Annotated in this window: 26 protein-coding genes and 1 pseudogene; 13 read left to right on the top strand and 14 right to left on the bottom strand. The window is 61.9% G+C overall.

The window, feature by feature from the left end; genetic code table 11:
* Positions 1-51: 51 nt before the first annotated feature.
* From HWX22_RS21230 to mltG, 5 genes are all read right to left on the bottom strand, one after another.
* Positions 52-762, bottom strand: coding sequence for an ankyrin repeat domain-containing protein (locus HWX22_RS21230; RefSeq protein WP_059817616.1), 711 nt, complete (start codon positions 760-762; stop codon positions 52-54).
* A 43-nt stretch (positions 763-805) separates the two neighbouring features.
* Positions 806-1,585 (bottom strand): TatD family hydrolase, encoded by a 780-nt coding sequence (locus tag HWX22_RS21225; RefSeq protein ID WP_059529764.1) that lies wholly within the window; start codon positions 1,583-1,585, stop codon positions 806-808.
* Positions 1,586-1,664: 79 nt separating this feature from the next.
* On the bottom strand, positions 1,665-2,693 hold the full coding sequence (locus HWX22_RS21220; RefSeq protein ID WP_175916342.1) for a DNA polymerase III subunit delta': 1,029 nt from the start codon (positions 2,691-2,693) through the stop codon (positions 1,665-1,667).
* A gap of 18 nt (positions 2,694-2,711) precedes the next feature.
* On the bottom strand, positions 2,712-3,332 hold the full coding sequence (gene tmk, locus HWX22_RS21215; protein WP_175916341.1) for a dTMP kinase: 621 nt from the start codon (positions 3,330-3,332) through the stop codon (positions 2,712-2,714).
* Positions 3,332-4,351, bottom strand: a complete 1,020-nt coding sequence (gene mltG / locus HWX22_RS21210) for an endolytic transglycosylase MltG (protein WP_059529755.1) — start codon at positions 4,349-4,351, stop codon at positions 3,332-3,334. Before mltG ends, tmk begins: the two co-directional genes overlap by 1 nt.
* Positions 4,352-4,428: 77 nt before the next feature.
* Between mltG and HWX22_RS21205 the strand changes: the two genes are divergently transcribed.
* Positions 4,429-5,463: a folate-binding protein YgfZ gene (locus HWX22_RS21205; protein WP_175916340.1), complete on the top strand. Its 1,035-nt coding sequence runs from the start codon at positions 4,429-4,431 to the stop codon at positions 5,461-5,463.
* 76 nt (positions 5,464-5,539) lie between these two features.
* On the top strand, positions 5,540-6,385 hold the full coding sequence (locus HWX22_RS21200) for an NRDE family protein (RefSeq protein WP_175908901.1): 846 nt from the start codon (positions 5,540-5,542) through the stop codon (positions 6,383-6,385).
* 19 nt (positions 6,386-6,404) lie between these two features.
* Here the strand turns inward: HWX22_RS21200 and HWX22_RS21195 are convergent, their stop codons facing one another.
* The 5 genes from HWX22_RS21195 to HWX22_RS21175 all read right to left on the bottom strand — a co-directional run bounded on the left by HWX22_RS21195 (position 6,405) and on the right by HWX22_RS21175 (position 9,798).
* On the bottom strand, positions 6,405-6,845 hold the full coding sequence (locus tag HWX22_RS21195; RefSeq protein WP_059817626.1) for a GNAT family N-acetyltransferase: 441 nt from the start codon (positions 6,843-6,845) through the stop codon (positions 6,405-6,407).
* Between the two features lie 34 nt (positions 6,846-6,879).
* Positions 6,880-7,839 (bottom strand): alpha/beta hydrolase, encoded by a 960-nt coding sequence (locus HWX22_RS21190; protein ID WP_175916339.1) that lies wholly within the window; start codon positions 7,837-7,839, stop codon positions 6,880-6,882.
* Positions 7,840-7,900: 61 nt separating this feature from the next.
* Entirely contained in the window at positions 7,901-8,899 is a 999-nt protein-coding gene (locus tag HWX22_RS21185; protein ID WP_175916338.1) for an NADP-dependent oxidoreductase, read from the bottom strand.
* Between the two features lie 108 nt (positions 8,900-9,007).
* Positions 9,008-9,487: a PaaI family thioesterase gene (locus HWX22_RS21180; protein ID WP_011885047.1), complete on the bottom strand. Its 480-nt coding sequence runs from the start codon at positions 9,485-9,487 to the stop codon at positions 9,008-9,010.
* Entirely contained in the window at positions 9,484-9,798 is a 315-nt protein-coding gene (locus HWX22_RS21175; RefSeq protein ID WP_059529737.1) for a Dabb family protein, read from the bottom strand. The genes HWX22_RS21180 and HWX22_RS21175 overlap by 4 nt, the downstream gene beginning before the upstream one ends.
* A 178-nt stretch (positions 9,799-9,976) precedes the next feature.
* Between HWX22_RS21175 and HWX22_RS21170 the strand changes: the two genes are divergently transcribed.
* Positions 9,977-11,170: an integrase arm-type DNA-binding domain-containing protein gene (locus HWX22_RS21170; RefSeq protein ID WP_175916337.1), complete on the top strand. Its 1,194-nt coding sequence runs from the start codon at positions 9,977-9,979 to the stop codon at positions 11,168-11,170.
* Between the two features lie 123 nt (positions 11,171-11,293).
* Here HWX22_RS21170 and HWX22_RS21165 read toward each other — a convergent pair whose 3' ends face one another.
* A complete protein-coding gene (locus HWX22_RS21165; RefSeq protein WP_175916336.1) occupies positions 11,294-12,151 on the bottom strand; it encodes a hypothetical protein in 858 nt (285 codons plus the stop codon).
* A gap of 95 nt (positions 12,152-12,246) precedes the next feature.
* Here HWX22_RS21165 and HWX22_RS21160 point away from each other — a divergent pair, with 95 nt between their 5' ends.
* The 4 genes from HWX22_RS21160 (at position 12,247) to HWX22_RS21145 (ending at position 15,913) form a co-directional block, all read left to right on the top strand.
* Positions 12,247-12,912: a hypothetical protein gene (locus tag HWX22_RS21160; RefSeq protein WP_175916335.1), complete on the top strand. Its 666-nt coding sequence runs from the start codon at positions 12,247-12,249 to the stop codon at positions 12,910-12,912.
* Positions 12,913-13,195: 283 nt separating this feature from the next.
* A complete protein-coding gene (locus HWX22_RS21155; RefSeq protein ID WP_175916334.1) occupies positions 13,196-14,023 on the top strand; it encodes a Dam family site-specific DNA-(adenine-N6)-methyltransferase in 828 nt (275 codons plus the stop codon).
* Between the two features lie 16 nt (positions 14,024-14,039).
* The gene (locus HWX22_RS21150) at positions 14,040-14,717 is read left to right on the top strand and encodes a hypothetical protein (protein WP_175916333.1); all 678 of its coding nucleotides are present in this window, start codon (positions 14,040-14,042) and stop codon (positions 14,715-14,717) included.
* A gap of 17 nt (positions 14,718-14,734) precedes the next feature.
* Positions 14,735-15,913 carry a DGQHR domain-containing protein gene (locus tag HWX22_RS21145; protein ID WP_175916332.1) on the top strand — a complete coding sequence of 393 codons (1,179 nt, stop codon included), beginning with the start codon at positions 14,735-14,737 and terminating at the stop codon, positions 15,911-15,913.
* Between the two features lie 63 nt (positions 15,914-15,976).
* On the opposite strand, the gene HWX22_RS21140 is transcribed toward HWX22_RS21145, so the two are convergent.
* Positions 15,977-16,633 (bottom strand): SOS response-associated peptidase family protein, encoded by a 657-nt coding sequence (locus tag HWX22_RS21140; RefSeq protein ID WP_175916331.1) that lies wholly within the window; start codon positions 16,631-16,633, stop codon positions 15,977-15,979.
* 82 nt (positions 16,634-16,715) lie between these two features.
* Here HWX22_RS21140 and HWX22_RS21135 point away from each other — a divergent pair, with 82 nt between their 5' ends.
* The 6 genes from HWX22_RS21135 (at position 16,716) to HWX22_RS21110 (ending at position 20,028) form a co-directional block, all read left to right on the top strand.
* On the top strand, positions 16,716-17,342 hold the full coding sequence (locus tag HWX22_RS21135; protein WP_175916330.1) for a hypothetical protein: 627 nt from the start codon (positions 16,716-16,718) through the stop codon (positions 17,340-17,342).
* A gap of 90 nt (positions 17,343-17,432) precedes the next feature.
* Positions 17,433-17,840 carry a PAAR domain-containing protein gene (locus HWX22_RS21130; RefSeq protein WP_175916329.1) on the top strand — a complete coding sequence of 136 codons (408 nt, stop codon included), beginning with the start codon at positions 17,433-17,435 and terminating at the stop codon, positions 17,838-17,840.
* Between the two features lie 4 nt (positions 17,841-17,844).
* The gene (locus tag HWX22_RS21125) at positions 17,845-18,348 is read left to right on the top strand and encodes a DUF4123 domain-containing protein (protein ID WP_175916328.1); all 504 of its coding nucleotides are present in this window, start codon (positions 17,845-17,847) and stop codon (positions 18,346-18,348) included.
* Complete coding sequence (locus HWX22_RS21120) at positions 18,341-18,820, top strand: hypothetical protein (RefSeq protein ID WP_244135263.1); 480 nt, start codon at positions 18,341-18,343, stop codon at positions 18,818-18,820. The genes HWX22_RS21125 and HWX22_RS21120 overlap by 8 nt, the downstream gene beginning before the upstream one ends.
* Entirely contained in the window at positions 18,705-19,295 is a 591-nt protein-coding gene (locus HWX22_RS21115) for a restriction endonuclease fold toxin 5 domain-containing protein (RefSeq protein ID WP_244135264.1), read from the top strand. The genes HWX22_RS21120 and HWX22_RS21115 overlap by 116 nt, the downstream gene beginning before the upstream one ends.
* Before the next feature lie 4 nt (positions 19,296-19,299).
* Positions 19,300-20,028, top strand: a complete 729-nt coding sequence (locus HWX22_RS21110; protein WP_175916326.1) for an immunity 52 family protein — start codon at positions 19,300-19,302, stop codon at positions 20,026-20,028.
* 36 nt (positions 20,029-20,064) lie between these two features.
* Here the strand turns inward: HWX22_RS21110 and HWX22_RS21105 are convergent, their stop codons facing one another.
* Together HWX22_RS21105 and HWX22_RS21100 are read right to left on the bottom strand one after the other, a co-directional pair.
* Complete coding sequence (locus HWX22_RS21105) at positions 20,065-20,853, bottom strand: DNA adenine methylase (RefSeq protein WP_175916325.1); 789 nt, start codon at positions 20,851-20,853, stop codon at positions 20,065-20,067.
* A gap of 170 nt (positions 20,854-21,023) precedes the next feature.
* Positions 21,024-21,452 (bottom strand): annotated as a pseudogene (locus HWX22_RS21100) (DUF2514 family protein); the annotation flags it as partial.
* Positions 21,453-21,580: the final 128 nt, after the last annotated feature.

The raw sequence follows: 21,580 nt of genomic DNA, 5'->3' as shown, positions 1-21,580 counted from the left end.
CGGACGGCCGGATTCCGGCCGTCCGGGCGCTGCGCCACCGCGCCGAAACCGTCATTTTGCACTCTTTTGGGCATCTGCCGGCGCCGACGCACCGACGCGCACCGTCCGCTTGCTCAGGATGTCGATCGCGTCCGGCGCCTTGTAGTGCTTCGCGAACTCGAGCGCGGTGATGCCGAGCTGGTTCTTCACCTGCGGATCGGCACCCTGGTCGAGCAGCAGATTGACCGTCGTCGCGTGGTTCCCGCGCGCGGCCATCATCAGCGGCGTCGTGCCGTTCGGCGATGCGGTGTCGATATACGCGTCGTGGTCGAGCAGGATCTTGACGACCTCGTCCTGGCCGTTGGTCGCCGCGTAGTGCAGCGGCGCCCAGCCCTTCTTGCTGACTTCCGCGCCCTTGTCGATCAGCAGCTTGACGAGCCCGACGTCGCCGTTCAGCGATGCGAGCATCAGCGCGTTCTCGCCGGCCTTGTCTTCCTTCTCCAGGTCGACGTTCGGCGTCGTGGCGATCGCGGCGGCAACCTTGTCGGACTTCTCGCGCGCGGCGATCACGAGGATCGGGTCGCCGTTCGGCGCGAGCGTGTTCGGATCGAGCTTGCCGCTCTTGAGCTGCTTGCCGATGTCGGCGATGTCGTCGAACTTGACCGCCTTGACGATCGCGTCGAGCGACTCGGCATGCGCGCCGGCGGCGGCGAAGAGGCCGCTCGCGACGAGCGCGGCGGCGACGAGTGCGCGCTTGGGCAGATATGTGGTCGGCTTCGTCATTGTTGTGGGCTCCTTCCCTGGGTTGTCGGCTGGCCGCGCGTCGTTAGCGGGCGATCTTGAACAGCCGGAAAAAGTTCTGTGTCGTCGCATCGGCGAGCGCCTCGACGGCAATCCCGCGCTCGGATGCGATAAAGCGTCCGACATGGCTGACGTACGCAGGTTCATTCGGCTTGCCGCGATACGGCACCGGCGCGAGGTACGGGGAGTCGGTTTCGATCAGCAGCCGGTCGAGCGGCACGCGCCGCGCGACGTCCTGCACGTCGGTCGCATTCTTGAACGTGACGATCCCCGACAGCGAGATATGGAAGTTCTGCGCGAGCGCCTGCTCGGCAACGGGCCACGGCTCGGTGAAGCAGTGCATCACGCCGCCCGGCACGTCCGCGCGCTCCTCGGCCATGATCCGCAGCGTGTCTTCCGACGACGAGCGCGTATGGACGATCAGCGGCTTCATCGTCGCGGTCGCCGCGCGGATGTGCGTGCGAAAGCGTTCGCGCTGCCACTCCATGTCGGCGATCGAGCGGCCCTCGAGGCGATAGTAGTCGAGGCCCGTCTCGCCGATCGCGACAACCTTCGGGTGCGCGGCCAGCTCGATCAGTTCCGCGAGCGTCGGCTCCCGCGCGTCCTCGTGATCCGGGTGCACGCCGACCGAAGCGTACACGTTGTCGTGCGCCTGCGCGATGGCGAGCACGTCGGGCAGCGTCTCGAAGTCGACCGACACGCACAGCGCGTGCGTGACGTCGTGCTCGCGCATGTTCTCCAGCACGGCAGGCAGGCGGTCGGCGAGACCCTTGAAATTGATGTGGCAGTGAGAGTCGACGAACATCGTGGTTCCTGAATACGGTTGGCGGGCGCTCATGCGCTCGCCGGCAATCGTTTCCTCACATGAAGGAAACAATATGCGCTCACGCGAACATTTCCCGATAACCGAAAAACAGTTCCTCGAATACGAGCCGGGCATTGAGCGGATGGTTTTCGACCGTCCGCTGGCGCGTCACGGCCTTCATGAAGCGCGCGAACGCATTCGCGTCGACGCCTTCCGCGCACCGCGCGAGCGCGGCCGCCTGCATCGGGAAGTAGCGCGGCGCGCCGGCCATCCGCTGCGCGAGCAGATCGTACAGCCAGCGCTGCAGCCAGCCGAGCACCAGCGGCACCGGCAGCTTCTGCAGCGTCTCGCCGCACGCGAACGGATCGCACGCGGCGCCGGCCGCGAGCTGGCCGAGCGTGAAATCGCGCAGCGGGCGGTTCTCGTCGCTCGCGAGCGCCAGCGCGGCAAGCGGCGCGCCGCCGGCCTCGGCAAGCAGCGCGCGCGCATCGCCGATACCCTGCGCCGCCAGCCACGCCGCGGCCGCGTCGGGCGCCGGCACGGTCATCGGCCACTGCCGGCAGCGGCTGATGATGGTCGGCAGCAGCCGGTCGATGCGCGCCGACACCAGCAGGAACACGACGCCGGACGGCGGCTCCTCCAGCGTCTTCAGCAGCGCGTTCGACGCGGCGACATTCAGCGCCTCGGCCGGGTACAGCACGACGACGCGCGCGCCGCCGCGGTGCGAACCGACCCCGCAGAAGTCGAGCAACGCACGCACCTGCTCGATCTTGATTTCCTTGCTCGGCGTGCGCGTCTTCTTGCCGCCTTCGTCCGCGTCGGCCGGCTTCGCGTCGTCCGTGGCGCCCGGCGCCTCGCCCGCGAGCGCCTCGGGCAGCACGATCCGGTAGTCCGGATGGTTGCCCTGCGCGAACCACGTGCAGGCCGCGCAGGTGCCGCACGGCTCGCCGTTCGGCTGCGGCGCCTCGCACAGGAAGCCCTGCGCGAGATGCTGTGCGAACTGCAGCTTGCCGATCCCGGCCTGGCCATGCAGCAGCAGCGCATGCGGCCACTGCGCACGCAGTTGCTGCAGGCGGTTCCAGTCGTCGGTCTGCCACGGATAGATCATGTGGTGCGTTCCTTCGTGTTACAGCGCGGCGAGCACGCGTTCGAGCTGCTGGCGGATTTCGGGAATCGTCTGCGTCGCGTCGACGATCGCGAAGCGATGCGGCGCTTCTTCCGCGCGCCGCAGGTATTCGCCGCGGGTGCGCGCGAAGAATGCGTCCGACTCGCTTTCGAACTTGTCGGGCATGCGCGCGGCTCCGCGGCGCTCGCTCGCCACTTGCGGCGCGACGTCGAACAGCACGGTCAGGTCGGGCTGGAAACCGCCCTGCACCCAGCGCTCGAGCGTCTCGAGCTTGTCGCGCGGCAGCCCGCGGCCGCCGCCCTGGTACGCGAACGTGGCGTCGGTGAAGCGATCGGACACGACCCAGTCGCCGCGCGCGAGCGCGGGCTCGATCACGAGCGCGAGGTGCTCGCGGCGCGCGGCGAACATCAGCAGCGCTTCGGTCTCGAGATCCATCGGCTGGTTCAGCAGGATTTCGCGCAGCTTCTCGCCCAGTTGCGTGCCGCCCGGCTCGCGGGTCACGACGACCTGCCGGCCGCTCGCGGCCAGCTTGGCCTGGAGACGTTCGCAGAACCATTGCAGGTGGGTGGTCTTCCCCGCCCCGTCGATGCCTTCGAACGTGATGAATTTACCGCTCGCCATTATTGACCTCGTATGTACTTGTCCACGGCCTTGTTGTGGTCGCCGAGCGTGTCCGAGAACACGCTCGTGCCGTCGCCCTTCGCGACGAAATAGAGCGCGCTCGTCTGGGCCGGATTGATCGCCGCCTGCAGCGCGGCGACGCCCGGCAGGGCGATCGGCGTCGGGGGCAGCCCGCGGCGCGTGTAGGTATTGTAGGGAGTGTCGGCCTGCAGGTCGCGCTTGCGCAGGCGGCCGTCGTACGCATCCCCCAGGCCATAGATCACCGACGGATCGGTCTGCAGCGGCATCCCGATGCGCAGCCGGTTCGCGAACACCGCCGCGACGAACGCGCGATCGGCCGCGTGGCCCGTTTCCTTTTCGACGATCGACGCGATCGTCAGCGCTTCGTAAGGCGTCTTGTACGGCAGTCCGGGCACGCGCGCGGCCCACGCTTCGTCAAGACGCGTCTGCATCAGGTGGTACGCACGCCGGTAGATGTTCAGATCGCTCGTGCCCTTGTCGAACAGGTAGGTGTCGGGGAAGAACAGCCCCTCGCCGCTGCCGCGCTGGATCGCGTTGTCCGGCGCACCGATCGCGCGCAACAGTTCGGCGTCGCTCATGCCGGCCGTCGCGTGCGCGAGATCGGGATTGCCGTCGAGTTCCGCGCGCATCCGCTTGAAGGTCCAGCCTTCGATCACCGTCGCGACGTATTCGTTCACGTCGCCCCGCGCGATCTTCTGCAGCACGTCGTACGGCGTGATGCCGGTCTTGAATTCGTAGTTGCCGGACTTGAGCCGGCTCGACAGCCCGAGCAGGCGCGTCATCGCGACGAAGCCGAGCGGCTCGACCGGGACGCCGCCGCGCTTGAGCTGCAGCGCGACGCTCTTCACGCTGCTGCGCGGCTTGATCGTGACGTCGAGCGACGCGGCACCCAGCAGCAGCGGCCGGGTCGCCCAGTAATACCCGCCGCCCGCGCCGGCAGCGGCCACAACGACGGCCAGCGCCACGACAGTCGCGGCGCATTTCTTCAGTAGGGACATGGAAACGTGACTCAGGTAAGACCCATATAATACTTGCTCGCCTTCGTCAAAGTCAGGGTTGACTGTTCCCTCATTCCATGAGCACACCGTTCGCTTCACCGGCTGCCCAGCCCGCATCCGTCTCGCTCCCCGTTTTCTCCCGCCCGTCCGCCGCCGATTTCGACGCGCCGGGCGCCTGCATGCCGCTCGCGCAGTTCGGCGTGATCGACGTGGCCGGCGACGACGCCGCGACGTTCCTGCACAGCCAGCTCACCAACGACATCGAGCATCTCGATGCCGCGAGCGCGCGCCTGTCCGGCTATTGCTCGCCGAAGGGCCGCCTGCTCGCGTCGTTCCTCGCGTGGCGCGCCGGTCACGGCGTGCGCCTGCTCGTCTCGAAGGACGTCCAGGCCGCCGTGCAGAAACGGCTGTCGATGTTCGTGCTGCGCGCGAAAGCGAAACTGACGGACGCGAGCGACGCGCTCGCGGTGGTCGGCTTCGCGGGCGACGTGCGCGACGCGCTGTCGGGCATCTTCGACGCGCTGCCGGACGGCGTGCACGTGAAGGTCGACGGCCCGGCCGGGGCGCTGATTCGCGTGCCGGACGCGGCCGGCCGCAAGCGCTACCTGTGGATCGGGCCGCGCGCAGAAGTCGCCGCGCGTCTCGCCGCGCTCGCCGGCACGCTGCCGGTCGTGTCGCCGGCCGTGTGGGACTGGCTCGACGTGCGCGCGGGCGAGCCGCGCATCACGCAGCCGGCCGTCGAACAGTTCGTGCCGCAGATGGTCAACTTCGACGTGATCGGTGCCGTTAACTTCCGCAAGGGGTGCTACCCGGGCCAGGAAATCGTCGCGCGCAGCCAGTACCGCGGCACGATCAAGCGCCGTACCGCGCTCGCGCACGTCGCCGGCGAGACCGACACCGTGCATGCCGGCGTCGAGCTGTTCCACAGCGACGACCCGGGCCAGCCGTGCGGGATGATCGTCAACGCGGCGGCCGCGCCCGCGGGCGGCGTCGACGCGCTCGTCGAGATCAAGCTGGCCGCACTCGACAACGGCACGGTGCACCTCGGTGCGGCCGACGGTCCGGCGCTCGCGTTCGACGCGCTGCCGTACGCATGGCCGACGGAAGCGTGACGCACTGACAACCCGTTCGCACGCCGGCTCGCACATGGGAGCCGGCGCCCGACGTTTCCTGCGAGAGATTCGCCCGATGTGTCTGATCGCCTTCGACTGGCAGCCTGATGCCGCCGCCGGTCCAGTCTTTACCCTGACCGCCAACCGCGACGAATTCTTTCGCCGCACGAGTGCACCGCTTTCGTGGTGGGAGGATGTGCCAGGCGTGCTCGCCGGCCGCGATCTCGAAGCGGGCGGCACGTGGCTCGGCGTGTCGCGCGACGGCCGCTTCGCGGCGCTGACCAATTACCGCGCGCCGTTCGACATTCGCGCAGGCGCGCCGACCCGCGGCAAGCTCGTGTCCGATTTCCTCCGCGGCCCGTCCGTCGCGCCGCTCGACTACCTCGGCGAGCTGGCCGAGCACGCGGCTGTCTACAACGGCTTCAACCTGCTGGTCGGCGACTGGAAGCGGCGCGAACTCGCGTGGCTCTGCAATCGCGCGGCCGAAGGTGAAACCGGGATCGCCGCGCCGGTCGCGATCGGCGCCGGCGTGCATGCGCTGTCGAACGCGCGGCTCGATACGCCCTGGCCGAAAGTCGTGCGCAAGCGCGCCGAACTCGGCACGCTGCTGACCGACAACCCGACTCCGTCGCTCGACGAGCTGATCGAGCTGATGCGCGATCCGCATGTCGCGGACGACGACGCGCTGCCGCATACCGGCATTCCGGTCGAGCGCGAGCGTGCGCTGTCGGCTGCGTTCATCGAGACGCCCGAATACGGCACGCGCGGCACGACCGCGCTGCGCGTGACGATGAAGGAAGGCGTGCGGCTGACGGTCGACATCAAGGAACGCTGCGACGACGACGGCTCGCACCGCACCGTTCGCCCGGGCAGTTTCGAGCGCGCGTTCTCGTTCGACATCGACGCGACGCAACCGCGGTGAGCCTGCCGCCCGCGCGGCACTAGGGCGCGCGCGCCATCTCGACGTGCGGCACGCCGATTTCGACGAACGGTTCGCCGATCGCCGCGAAGCCGTGCCGCACGTAGAACGACACCGCGGCATCCTGCGCGTAGAGCCGCACGACCGGCTCGCCGCGATGCCGCGCCGCGTCCAGCAGCGCATGCAGCACGGCCGATCCCGCGCCCTGCCCGCGCGCGTCGGCCAGCACCGCGACGCGGCCGATCGTGCCGGTGCGCAGCAGCCGTCCCGTCGCGACCGCGCGGCGCGCGCCGGTCGCCTCATCGACACGGTAAGCCACCGCGTGCAGCGACAGCGGATCCTCGTCGTCGAGCTCCCATTCCGGCGGAATCCGCTGCTCGCGCACGAACACCGCATCGCGAATACGCGCGGCATCGCCGCCCAGCACGGCCCAGTCACCCGTTTCCACCCAGCCGTCGGTCATCGCTTCCTCCGCGCGGCGCCGGGCGCCGCCGCCGTCAAACGTCGTCGAATGCGGCCTTGAGCGCCGCCACCGCGTCGGCATGCGCGGCCCGCACCTCCGGCACGTAGCCGCCCATCTTGAAGAACTCGTGGATCATCCCCGGATAGCAGACCAGCGTAACCGCATTGCCGGCCGCGCGCAGCTTGTCCGCGTACGCGGCGCCCTCGTCGCTCAGCGGGTCGTATTCGGCCGTCGCGATCCAGGCCGGGGCCACACCGGCGAACGACGGCGCGAAGCGCGTGCCGTCGAGCGGCGCGAAGCGCCAGTCGTCGCGGTCGGATCGATCCCGCACGTATTGCGTGAAGAACCACTGGATCGTGTCCTGCGTCAGCAGGTAGCCGTTCGCGAGCCGTCCGTGCGATTCGGTGTCCTGGTAGCCCGTCACGCCCGGATAGATCAGCAGCTGCAGCGCAAGGTCGATGCCCGCGTCGCGCGCGAGCACCGCGCAGACGGTCGCGAGCGTGCCGCCCGCGCTGTCCCCGCCGACCGCGAGCCGCGCCGCATCGATGCCGAACGCGGCGGCCTCGCGATGCAGCCAGCGCAATGCGTCGTCGGCGTCGTTCACCGCGGTCGGGAACCGGTGCTCGGGCGCGAGCCGGTAGTCGACCGACAGCACCGCGCACTGCGCGTCGCGCGCGAACATGCGGCACAGCGCGTCGTGCGTATCGACGCTGCCGACCGTGAAACCGCCGCCGTGGTAATAGACGAACGCCGGCAGCGGTTCGGCGAGGCTCGGCTCGACCGGCAGGTACAGCCGCGCGCCGATCGTGCGGCCATCGCGCGTGGGCACGACGCAGGCCTCGACCGAATGCATCGGCGCGGGCGCGACATCGAGGATCGGCGCGCTCTTCTCGTACGCGGCGCGCGCCTGCTGCGGCGTCTGGTGGTGATAGGACGGGCGTTTCGCGCGCTCGACCATGTCGAGTATCTGGGCGATCTTCGGATTCAGCGGCATCGGTGAGGACGGCGCGTGCGGCGCCGTGAACGGACAAGCGTCACATGATGCCACGCGCGGATCAGACGAGCTGCACGAGCTGCTTGCCGAAATTGCGGCCTTTCAAGAGCCCGAGGAACGCGTCCGGCGCCCGCTCGAGTCCGTATGCGATCGTCTCCCAGTAATGCAGCTGCTTCGTCGCGACGAGTTCGCTGAGTTCGGCCAGCGCGGGCGGCCATGCGTCGGGATATTCGAACACGATGAAACCCTGCATCGTCAGCCGCGAGCGCAGGATCAGGCCCGGATTCGCGAGCGGCACGGGCACGCCGTCGTAGCCGGCAATCATCCCGCACACGGCGATCCGGCCGAATGCGTTCATCCGCGCCATCGTCGTGTCGAGCACGGCGCCGCCGACGTTCTCGAAACAGCCGTCGACACCGTCCGGCGTCGCGGCAGCCAGATCGTCGGCCAGCCGGCCGGCCTTATAGTCGACGCACGCGTCGAAGCCGAGCGTGTCGACCACGTAGCGGCACTTGTCGGGGCCGCCCGCGATACCGACCGCACGGCATCCGGCGCGCTTCGCAAGCTGGCCGACGACGCTGCCGACCGCGCCGCTCGCCGCGCTGACGACGATCGTTTCGCCGGCTTTCGGCGCGATGATCCGGTTCAGCCCGACCCACGCCGTCACGCCCGGCATGCCGGTCACGCCGAGCCAGGCGGACAGCGGCACCCGCGACGTGTCCACCTTGCGCAGCCCGTTGCCGTTCGACGTGCCGTATTCCTGCCAGCCGAACTGGCCGACCACGTGCTCGCCGACAGCGAAATCCGGGTGACGCGATTCGATCACCTCGCCCGCCGTGCCGCCGATCATCACCTCGTTCAGCGGCTGCGGCACCGCGTACGACTTCGCGTCGTTCATGCGTCCGCGCATGTACGGATCGAGCGACAGGAAATGGTTGCGGACCCGCAGCTCGCCGTCGGCGAGCGGCACGAGCGGTGTTTCGACGAGCCGGAAGTTGTCGGCGCTCGCGGCGCCTTGCGGGCGTGACACGAGCAGAATCTGGCGATTGATCGTGTTCATGGCTGTCTCCTTGGCTCCGTTCGCAGCGTGACGCGGGCCCGCTGAGAATCCGTGCCGCAAAACAAAACGGCCCTGCCCGTAACCAGGCAGGGCCGCGCGTTCCGGCGCTTACGCGTCGCTCGGGCCGGGGTGGGCATCCGGCGCCGTACGCGTGCGTTGTCGCTTGATGTCGCGGCCGACCGCGAGCCGACGCATGTACTTGAACGTGCCGAGCGCCTTCGCGACGAAGTTGCCGTCGCTGTCGCGCACTTCACCTTCGCAGTACGCCATCGTCGTCGAACGATGCATCACGCGCCCGTATGCGCGCAACTCGCCGCGCCCGGGCTGCATGAAATTCACCTTCATCTCGACCGTGACGACGCCGACGCCGTCGTCGGTCAGGCTACGGGCGGCCATCGCGAGCGCGATGTCCGACAGCGTCATCGTCACGCCGCCGTGCGCGATGCTCCACGTGTTCATGTGCCGCTCGTCGAGCGGCAGCACGATCTCGCTCGCGCCATCCTTCGCGGACACGAGCCGCACGCCGAGCAGATCGACGAACGGGCTTTCGATCGACGGGCCGTCCGTCGGGGATGCCGCGTCGCTCATCGTGCGCTGTCGGACAGGTAGTCGACGCACTGGCGCGATTCGGCCACGGCAACGACGAATTTCTTCACTTCCTGGTGAACCGGGTGCACCTGGTACGCATCGAGCGCGGCCTGGTCCGTGAAATCGGACACGAGCACGACGTCCGACGTGGCTTCGAGGCCCGGCGTCGCGATGCCGACGTCGAGTTGCAGGATGCCCGGCACGAGGTCGCGGCAGCCTTCGAGCTTTTCCTTCAGCTTCAGCGCGTTCTGCGCGCGCGTGCCGCCTTCCGCCGATTCTTTCAGCTTCCACATGACGATATGTCTGATCACTTTGTTCGCTCCAGTTCGTGTTGGTTCGCCAACCTGCCTTTAATCCTTACCAGTCGGGCATCTCGCGCCCTTCCGCAGTTCGCTCACGTTCGCCAGAAATCGCGTCCAGCCGAGAAAAAAGGGGGTATAAAAAGGGGTATCATTTTGACCACTCAAAGACGATACCCCCTTTTTCACCGTGCCACTCACCGACATCAAGATCCGACAAGCGAAAGCAGGCGACAAGCCTACCAAACTTACTGACGCCAATGGACTGTATCTGTTGGTAAATCCGTCCGGCTCCAAGCTCTGGCGATACAAGTACAGAATCGCTGGGAAGGAGAACCTCTTCGCGATCGGCGAATATCCCACCATCAGCCTTCAAGACGCGCGCGCAGCACGCGACAATGCCCGCGAACTCGTCAAGAAGGGATTGCATCCGTCCCACGCGCGGCAGGAGGTGTTGTCCGCGCGTATCAACGAAGGCAAAGCAACTTTCCGCGTCGTCTGCGACGAGTGGCTGGAGAAGAAGCGGAAGACTTGGACTGAGCAGCACTTTGGCGAGGTTCTGCGTATGCTCGAAACCGATGCATACCCATACATCGGAAGCCGCCCCATGCGCTCAATCACGGCTCACGATGTGCTTGCATTAATACGACGGGTCGAAGAACGGGGCTCCCCTTCGGTGGCGATCAAACTCCGCCAGTACGTATCCAACGTGTACCAGTATGCGGTGATCACGCTTCGGGCAGATACAGACCCCGCATCGGTGCTGCGCGGATCGGTCCTGAAGCCGCCGACAGAGAATGCCAGAGCGCTGAGCCGCGAAGAGCTGCAGAGACTCTTTCGGCAGTTGCCGACCTACAAGAGCAGACGAACCGCCATCGCGATTCGACTGCTGATGATGCTGTTCCCGAGAACGATCGAACTTTGTCGCGCGCGATGGGAAGAAATCGACTTGGGGGCTGCGGAATGGCGAGTCCCACCAGAGAAAATTAAATCTCGACGACAACACATCGTGCCGCTTCCCAAGCAAGCCGTGGGTTTGTTGCGCGAGTTGCAGGAGATGTATGGAAATCGCGGGTATATTCTGCCGATTCTGCATAGCAATCGAAAGCGTCCATACATGAGTCGCGCAACGATCAATCAGGCGATCGCCTACATGGTTCCAGACAACCCCGAACCGATAACGGGTCATGACTTTCGAGCAACTGCGTCGACCAACCTCCACGAAATGGGATGGAAGGACGAAGTCGTTGAAATGCAGTTATCGCATAAGGATAAGGACAGGACTCGCTCGACCTACAACCATGCCAAGTACCTACCGGAGCGTCGGGAGATGATGCAAGCGTGGGCGAACTGGCTCGATGACGTCGAGGAAGAGGCGTGCTGACACGGGGGTATCCCAACCGCCTCCATCAGTGACCGATGACGCAACAGTATCTGCACCCTATCCAATAGGGCCCCATACGAAAAGCGACGCCTGGACCTGACCTACGCCGCCGCGACCCTGTTTTCACATCAGGTCAATGGCCGTCGAATACACTTCACAGACGCGCGGGAAAGGTTCGGGACAAAATTTTTCGAGGCTGCTGGGTGCGAATAGGATTCGCGACGCACTCGGCACCTGGAATCGTCTCGACGTCGCCTTCAGCACTAGCACTAGCAAGACGTACGTTTCTAGATACAGGTGGCAGGACGTCCGCATGCCCTGCTCACTGTAAATCGGGCCGTTGCTTGCCCACAGTACCCCGTTGGTCGAATCGCCTCGCGAGTGCGAGAAGTTGCTAAGGCGATGATAAAGATTCCTTGCCCACGCGACCCCATCCTTATTCTCTGCCTCTGGAAAGAGGCCCCCACCGGCAATCGATCTGACGTGCGCCTCAAGCGCAGTGAACTTGGCAGTTGCGGCGAGCTTCGGCAGTGTCTTGCGAAACGCAATTTCTTTGCCGCCCTGCCACGCAAGCCACGTATCCGCTGATCGCGACAAGGTACATTCGCATGCAAGAACCGTTGCCTCCAGCGCATTTCTGAGCGCGGCAATCGCCTGCCTGTAAAAGCCGTGGAGAAGGTTGAATAACGCCGCAGAAAAGTCGTCTGCACAATCCAGCATTGCATCCGTGATGATCGAGCGACGCGGGAAGGACTCCACCCATCCCGCCCAAAGGTCGTGAAGCAACTCGACCCATTCGCCCAAGTGACTTGTCGTTCGGATCGCGACGTCATCGGGTAAGGTCATGATTCCGTCCCACGCCTCCTCCGAGATCAAATCAGAGGGCGGCGAATCGGGCTCGCCATCCGACGAAGCAAAATCGTCGGGTTCCAACACCTTCCGGCGAGCGCGAAAATCGTCGGAATCAAGCGGGCGTACCATAAACCGCTCCAGAGTCGATACGACTCGAATGATAGACCGATCGGACACACGGACGCTGGGCGCGGGTAGCAGTCTGACCACTTCGAGGGAAAAGCATGGACACAGGAAACATTTCGGCCGTCATCTCGGCAACGGCGGGCATCAGTGGCGTACTGCTGGGCAATTCGTTCGTCGCCGTTAAAGAATGGCTAACGAATAGGTCGAGGCGCCAGAAGGACACTGCGTATCTCGCGATCATCGTCGTGTCTCACTTGGACCGTTTTGCCAACAGCTGCTTGCACGTCGCGCTCGATGACGGCACCGAGTATGGCAGACCCGCCGGCCGCAACGAGGAGGAGTACGCGCCAACCACGACGCCACCTGAGTTTCAGCCGCTGGACATTGATGTCGAGTGGAAGGTGTTGCCGAAGGATCTCATGTACGCAATTCTGCGGCTTCCTGACCAAAAGGAGAAAATCCAAAACACGCTCGCCGGCATCGCGGAATTCGACGATGACTATCCAGACCATACCGAGTATTTCTGGACTCGGAGACGCGCCTATGCGGATCTAGGCCTCCAAACGTCAGGCCTAGCCCAGCGACTCCGCCGCCATGCCGGGATGCCGCTCGAATTGCCCAAGCCAGGCGAGTGGTGCCGCGATGAGGACTTGAGTGATGTAGTTAAGAAGATCGACGATAAGCGAGATGCCCACAACCGCCGCATCGCCGAAATGACCGCCGAGCGCGTTCAGGGGACGCGCACCGGAATCGAGTCGGCCTAAACGGCTTTGCAGGCCGTCATTTTTCACATTACATCAATACGTTACACAAATTGACCACACACATTTACCATGCGACGTCCGCGGACGGGGAGTGGTAGCGGTGCCAGCCCTGCCCCGCAACAAAGGCGCCTCGGTCGAAGCGATTCTGAGGCAGGTCAACCGTCATGCAGGCGCGGCTGCACGGCCATCAGAGCACAAACAGTGCGATATCGCCCTCTGATTAGATATCATGCGTGGAATCCGAGGCACAGCCTCATCAAACTAAGCTGAGTTAGCGAGCTGAATGTCAAATCAAAACGAACAACCTCTTGGCGCGGGGATCACGCCGTTTCTCAAGTGGGCCGGGGGTAAGCGCTGGCTGGCACAGACGTGCCTAGACTTATTTCCGCAGACTTACGGGACCTACTTCGAGCCGTTTCTTGGTGGCGGCGCAATGTTCTTCAAGCTCCGCCCTCACAGGGCAGTGCTGGCTGACATGAACAGAGAATTAATCGAAACGTACTCAGCGATAGCCGAAAACTACCAATCTGTTCATCGGCGCATTCGAAAGTATCATGACATGCACTCAGTGGAACAATACTACTCGGTGCGTGCCCTAGCCCCACGAAATCGTAACGATTTGGCAGCACGATTTATTTATCTAAATCGCACTTGCTGGAACGGCCTCTATAGAGTCAATAAAAACGGACAGTTTAACGTGCCAATTGGAACAAAGAGCAACGTACTACTTGACACGGATGATTGGCCTACAGTTTCCGCAGCATTAAAACAAGCAAAATTAATTGCCTCCGATTTTGAGCCAATTATTGATCAAGCAAAAATAAATGACATTGTATTTGCCGACCCACCTTATACGGTAAAACACAACAACAACGGCTTCATCAAATACAACGAGAACATTTTCGCATGGCAAGATCAGGTTCGCCTACGAGATGCACTTCTGCGAGCGAAGAAACGCGGAGCGCATATTTTTTGCACAAATGCAGACCATAGTTCCATTCGAGAAATATACGAAGGCCACTTCACCGTTACAAGCGTTGCACGAGGAAGTGTAATTTCGGGGAAAGCAGACGGCCGAGGGAAGACTTCGGAATTGCTTATTACCGCTTGAACTTGATATCAAATATATGAGCACATCGACCAAAAATAAGCTGGGGAAGCTTCTCGATATTAGAAAGAAAATTCCAATTTTCGGGCACATCTTCGAGTGTCGACCGAAAGATTTCTGGGATTCTGTCGTCGAGTATTCGAATACCCTTCTTTGGTCCACAATGCCATTCTGGCTTGGCGCACTCATACTGTTTTATCAAAAACAGAATGGCGACAAGAGTTTCATCGACACGTTCACCGGCACATTCAGCAACGGGGAACTTTTAGTTTTCACCATTGGCGCCGTTACCCCAATCACATATCTGACGCTGCTAGAAGATCCAAAGGGCTCATTTCCGCATCGCCTTTCACTCGGAACTCTTGCAATGTTCCTCATAGTGATTTGTGCGTCGCTTTTTGCGTTACAGAAAAGTCAAGTCGGTACAAAGGGCAATCTCGTCTACTTTTCGTCACTCGTTTTTGCCGCAATAGCAATTACACTGCGATACGTGTCGATTCTCTACAACAAGACAAAATTGCCGGTAACCACGGAAAACGATCTGGTTGAAAACGGGCAAAAATTCGTCCGCGACTTTATGATGGCTACAGACGTAACGGTAACAGCGCATCCGATAGCTACACCATCAACCGGCCAAGATGATTTCGACCGAAGATTCGGGGATGCCACCGGCGGCAAGCCCGCTAACGGTCGTTGACGCGAGAGGCTTTCCATATGATCACCGAATCGGAAAAAGAACTGGTCCTGCCGTGCCTCCGCCTGAAGCAACCGATGGGCGAATTCTATGTATGCAAAATCTCCGCTAAAGATCTTTGCGATATCACGTATTTCGATATCCGCCAAATGCTTGGCGATCGAGAAATGGACACTTACATCGGAATTCAGCGAAAAATCGAGCCATCACGCGTTGTCGGACTGCAGACATACGTCAACACAATGGACGCATGCTTTCCGACGTCAATCGTTCTTTCGGTAGATGAGCAATGTGCCGTATATAACGATGGTACATCGACACTCACCCTCAAAAACGACCCAAACCCCGAAGACGAGAGTGGCCAAACCCTCTATCGTGGAATTGCAAAAGTAATTGATGGCCAACATCGGATCGAAGGACTGCGAGGACTTATCGATGGTCAATTTGAATTAACGGTAAGCATTTTTGTCGGCCTCGACGTTGAAGATCAAGCGTATATTTTCTCAACCGTCAACCTTGCACAAACAAAAGTAAATAAAAGTCTCGTCTATGATTTGTTTGATTTTTCTAAATTTAGAAGCCCGCAGCGCACCTGCCACAACATCGTAATCGCACTTGATCGACGCGAGGGCGGACCATTCTATCGACGGATTAAACGGCTCGGCAGCGCAACCGCTGGTCGTCATGGCGAAACATTGACACAGGCTACGTTTGTTGAGGCGCTTATGCCTTTCGTTTCGTCACAACCCGCACTTGATCGAGATCGAATCAAACGAAATCTTCCACTCCCACGGGCCGAAGGCACGGAAAACACGAAGCTTATATTCCGCAACCTCTTTGTGGATGAAAAAGATATCGATATCGGTGTAATTTTATTCAATTACTTTACCGCCGTAAGTTTGCGGTGGCCCAATTCGTGGAATTCGACAGAGCGCGGCAATATACTTAACAAAACCAACGGCTTCAAAGCACTTATGAGCTTTCTGAGACGAGTCTACGTTTCACTTCGGCATAAGAGCATTGTTCCGTCAGTGGAAATGTTCTCAGAAATTTTCGACAGAATGGATCTGCAAGATGGAGAATTCACCACCGAGCACTATCCACCGGGTACTAGCGGCGAAAGTGAGCTGCGGAAAACACTCTTAGCTCAATCTAAATTGGATGAGAATTTTTCACCACGTCAGCCAAATCTCATTTAACCAGATCGATGTTCGTTAAATGTGTTTAGCAGCTTGGGGCCCGACAATCACGTGGGCCCCAAGTTACTTTGGCGCAGTAGTCATCTGTTCCGGAGGGAACAACTGCAACATCGCACGCGCAGCTTCAACGTTCTTCGAGTGTAGCCATTCGTCGTAGTCGACCGGACGCAGTATGACCACCGACCGCTTTTCGTCGCCGGGCTTGTGCATACGCCCCATCACGGCATGGCCGTCTGCGTTGACGGTCATCATGGTCATGCCGACCAGCGAGCGACCGTCATCACCTTCGTAGCGCCGCCATATGCCGGCGACACAATACGGTTGCCAATCCGTTAGTCCGATCCGCTGCCAGACGTTCCGCCCCGTTTCGTAGCAAGGCTCGTATATCCATCGGACTGGGATCAGGCAGCGCTGGCCGGCTCGCCACGCCTTGCCGTACAGCCGGGACTCGCCGACCGTTTCCGAACGGGCGTTGACGGTGTCGAGCTTTCTCCGCTTCTTGCCGTTGTCGTCGACGCGATCTGGCTGCATGAACTTCGGCCAGAACCCGAACACGGCCTTGACGATGCCAAGGCCATCTCCGTCCGCCCATGCGATCGGCGCGGCGTAGTCCGGGTACACATCCGGCTCCCAAGGGTCGCGGCGGTACAGATCGCCGACGCCAACTTTCAACTCATTGATGCCCGGATCTTCGTCTGGCGCTTTGTAATTTGTGCACACTGCCCGCCCCCATTTTTGAGACTTGACGGCCCCATCTTACCCCGCGCTAAACTGTACATCCATACAGTGCTTTCCATGCATCATGATTCTTCCCCCATTCGATCCGCCACAGTTTGACGCGATGTCGCAGTGGTGGCGCACGTGCACGTATGCCGACGTCCATCAGCTGATTCTCGAAGTGCTACACCTGCGTCTCACGCTGCGCGAAATGGGCACCCTTACCGGCGATGCGACGCGCATGATCGCGTACCTCGAACGGGCCGACGAGCTGAAGTACGCGGCACCGCTGCGCCGCTTGTCGATCAAGATCGACAAGGAGATCTCGCGGGCAGGCAGGATGGGGAACCCGCGTGCGTCCGTTGCTCCATTTTCCGACGAGTGGCGCGCACGCGAAGCCATGAAATGCCGGCTTCATGACACCCCAGAAGAACCAGATCCCGGCTCCGACAAGGGAACCAAGTTACCTGAGTTTCAACGCCTTACCTGGGAAGAATTGCGCGATGCGTGGAGCGTCGCTGACTTCAAGAAAAGCCGGACGCTGACGCTCGAACAACGCTTCGTGCTGGAAGTCGTGCACGTCCGCCGAGCGTTGCGACTCATGGAGAAAATGGTCTGCGCGGCCGAGCTGGAAATGAAGAAGAGCGGTTATCCCGACTCGTTCGCGCTCGACCAGCTCCGTCGCATGATCGACAGTGCTCGCTTCGATTGACAATAGTTGACTGACTGCGAGATAGCCAACGGCCGGCCTCTCTCCCGGAAATGGTAAATTGATACGAAAACCACACCTACGAGAGAACATATGGCCCGAGCCATGATCTGCGTCGGCGACACGACGACGCACGGCGGCCGCGTGCTGGAGGGCAGCGCGAACGCGACGATTGACGGAAAACCCATTGCCGGCGTCGGGCACAAGGTACTTTGCCCGCAGTGCAAAGGGGTCTTTCCGATCCTGCCCGCCACCGGGCGACGTTACCCGCACCAAATCGCAGGCCGGGAAACGGCCATCGAAGGCATGAAAACCGCGTGCGGCGCAACGCTGATTGCCTCGCAGTCGTCTGCGACGCTCGACGACGTCGGAGCCGGCGAGGCATCGACCGGCAGCGGAGTCGCAGCTGCCGCTTCCGCGTTGGCCCCGTCGCCGACGCTCTGCCTCGAATGCCTGAAGTCGGCAGCCGAGAATGCCGCAACGATGATCGCTCGCGGGTAGAACCATGACCGACAATTCGATCGAAGCGTTCTACTTAATGCGGCAACAACAGTTGACCATGCAGGCGCACTTGTACGCCCTCGTCGACGGCCTCCTGTTCGAGGACGCTGCCGGCGGATCGCCCCCCCAGCGATCGCAGGCAGCCGTAGCGCTATTCGACGGCACACCGGACGCATCGCTGGCCGATGCGGGTCCGTGGCTGCTCGACTATGAGCGTGCGACCGGCAACGTGCGACGCTCGCTATCCGTGATGGCGGGCGGCTCGGCGGGTGTGTCCTGGCTGATCAGCGCATATCCAATTGAATCGCTCGCCGACGAGCTGCGTGGCCGGCTCGACGCGCGCTTGCCTGATGGCCGAACAGCCCTCCTCCGGTTCTACGATGCCCGTGTCATGGCCGACGTGGCATCGCTGATGGAATTCACTCAGCGCATGCAGTTCTTTGTCCCGACATTCGACTGGCTCGTGGAGGTGAACGGAAAATTGAAGGGAGTGCACCCGCATGCTTGAGCTGACTGGCGAACAGGTCGCCGGCCTCGCCGAGATCGACGCGCGCGGATACGTCGAGCGCGTCAGGCTGGATCTCATCAAAGCGGATCCGAAGCTGGCCGGCGACGACACTCTGTCGATGCGCCTCTGGAACGCATATGTCGCAGCTCGGCGGCTCGGCATTCAGTCCGACGTGAACGTCGCAGCGTTCCTCCGGATCGAGGCATACGCCACGAAGTTTTACGAAAAGCCGGCCACACGCGCGTGGCTGACTCGGCCCGGCCGCTCGGCCGACGAACGTTTTCACGATTACCTTCGCGTCATCAAATGGCGCATCGAACATCCACAAGACAACGGGGGATCTCGAGATGGCGGGATTGGTAGTACCGGTGATAGAAGCGGCGGCGGTGGAGCTTGGGCCGCTATTGGCGCGCGCTGGCGTAGCCTTGTTGGGCGGGGCGGCAGTGGCGGGAACGGGGAGTCTGTCGGGTGATACACCGCAGGACAAAAGTGACGCAAAGCCAGACGTCCGCGCGATTCCGCGAACCGGCGAAAGCTGCAAGAAATGCCCACCGGAAGGAGGTCGGCTCCAGCGGATGAATCACGGCGTAAACTGGACGTCGTACCGTTATCAGGCGCGCATCACTGGCTTCGCATTCGATACCGCCGAGTGCCGCTGGAGTGACGAGTGGAAGTGGCAGAACGTCGATTTCGATGGATTCCAACGTGAAGCGTGTCTGCTACAGGAGACGAAGGGGAACTATGATCAGTTCCTGGACGAGGAAGGCGATCCAAAATTCTTCTTCACGGGCTTCACTGACACTCGCAGACAAATTCTCCGGCAGTCCGCCGCCGTGAACGCCAACCCACCGACTCAGTTGATGTGGTATTTCATGACCCCGCGCGCAAGGGAGTATCTGCTGCCTGACTTGCGCCGGGCTCGCGTGCCATCCGTCTACCAACCGTAACGCCATGCAATTCATCGCTCAATACCGTGAAATAGCGAACGTCGAGCATTCCGACTACGCTCACCAGCTGACTCGACTATGGCCCGTCATCGAATCGCTTGCCGCGAAAGATGCACGCTTGGCCGAATGGTTCCTACAGGGGCATTCGGAAGAAGAGGCACGCCTGTATTCGGTTTATGAGGCACCGGGAACGCCCTCGACCGCTGTGCTCGCGGTGCTACGCGAACAGTATCGAGGCGAAGACAGTCTTGCGAAGACCATCGGGATATGGAACGGTCAAAGCGCAAAGAAAGATGGGGCGTCTCTTTCCGTCGGCTTCGACACCGGTTCGATGCCGTGCGATTTTGATCTATCAGTTGGCGAAGAAAGCACGACGTCATCCCGCCTTGGGGATTTCGAGTCGATCGGGCGAATCGTTGCCTCTATAGCCACCGCTTATGCTCCAGCGTACGTAACCGTCGCCCCACGGAAATACGCATCGAAGCAGGTTTTCGATGACAAGCCCGGCGTCGGCTGGATGCTTTACCTGCCGAAGATCATCACGCAACAACAGGTACCGGAGGCACGCGCCCTTATTCCGGTCCCGGCTTCTGGAACGCAGACTGGCACGATCATCGTCAGCGTGATCAATGGCACGTTCTCCGTCGACAATCCCGAGCACGTCGAGATCGCAAATCGCATCGAGATCCGCCTCGTTGATCAGGATCTCCTGCCGACCTACGCGAGTATTTGAGGGAGGTGGGGCTACTGCCCCACCGATCATCTTCCTTTAGAACAGTCCGACAGGCTGCGCCGCGTCATCCCAACTGAAGATGATCAGCTCGTTGCGCTCGACACCCTTCCCGCCACCGACCGTATATTGGATTGGCACGGTCTCGATGTGGAATCCGTCGAACGCACGCCGAATATCCGGATGGTCGTTCAGACTGACGATCGCACGTCCCTTGATCGAACGCAGTTTCGCGGCCATCTTCTCGTACTCAGCAAACGGGAATGCCACGCCATACCCTTCAGTCTCGTAATACGGTGGATCAAGATAGAACAGCGTGTGTGCCCGATCGTATCGCTCGATGCACGCGGCCCAATCAAGCCGCTCGACGAATGTGTTCGCGAGCCGCAGGTGTGCAGCTGACAGTTCCTCCTCGATGCGCAGCAGGTTCAGGCCCGGCGGCGTTGTCGTCGCCGTCCCGAAGGTCTGCCCTTCCAGCTTCGCCCCAAAGCAACTTTTTTGCAGGTAGTAGAACCGGGCCGCCCGCTGGATATCGGTGAGCGTTTCCGGGAGCGTCTGCTTCAACCATTCGAACACCTGTCGGCTCGTCAGGGCCCATTTGAACTGACGCACGAACTCCTCCAGGTGATGCTGCACGACGCGATACAGGTTAATCAGTTCGCCGTTCACGTCGTTGATGACTTCGACCTTGGCCGGTGGGCGCAGGAAATACAGCGCCGCTCCGCCCGCGAATACCTCGACATAGCAGTCGTGCGCAGGGAATCGCGGAATGATGTGGTCTGCCAGACGACGCTTGCCGCCGATCCAAGGAATGATGGGATTTGCCATTGTGAAAGCCGTTTTTAAACTTAGTGTAGAATCCGGCCCGCCTACCGGTAGGTAGCAGGGCCTTGGCCGATTCACTGGCGTAGACAGTGGAAAGGCGACCGGGAGACGTGTTGCTGCACATCCCCCGGTCGCCCTGTTTCTTTCGGGACCGCGCGGCCTCGATTGCCGCGTTACTGCGACAGATTGGTTGATGCGTCGGCGATCAACGCGTCGTAACTACGCTCGCACTGCTGGCCGGCGATGCCTCGCTCGTCAGCGATCTTCGCCAGCTCTCCCGCGCGCTCGTCAGCCCGGCCGAACAGGTCGGCAAGCAGATTGAGGGCGTCGCCGGTTGCCGGGCTTCCGGCCGCAGCGCCGGCACGTCGAGCGTCGGCAACGAGCGCGGCGACCTGCTTGCGCAGCCCATCAGCAACACCATCGGCAACAGCAGCATCAGCGCGTGCCTGATCACGTTCTTTTGCAGCATCGGTTGCAACCTCCTGTTGCGCCGCCAATCGGCGGCCATATTCATCCCGTTCATCGCGGAGATGGTCGATCTGCCGTGCCTGATCGGCGACCGTCGTGGACTGATCCGCATCCCGGTGCCCTTTCGAATAGCCGGCTGTTGATTTCCACCGAGTCTTAACCCACCGATTTCATCTAAATCTGACCCACCCCGAGACAGCGTAGTACATCTATTCCGGTGTGGATAACTCTTCGTTACCTGCTGGTTTTGCCGCTCTTTTTC

Origin of the sequence: Burkholderia sp. BCC1638 (assembly GCF_902833195.1) — a bacterium.
Classification (GTDB): Bacteria; Pseudomonadota; Gammaproteobacteria; order Burkholderiales; family Burkholderiaceae; genus Burkholderia; species Burkholderia diffusa.
This window is presented reverse-complemented; position numbering and strand designations above follow the sequence as displayed.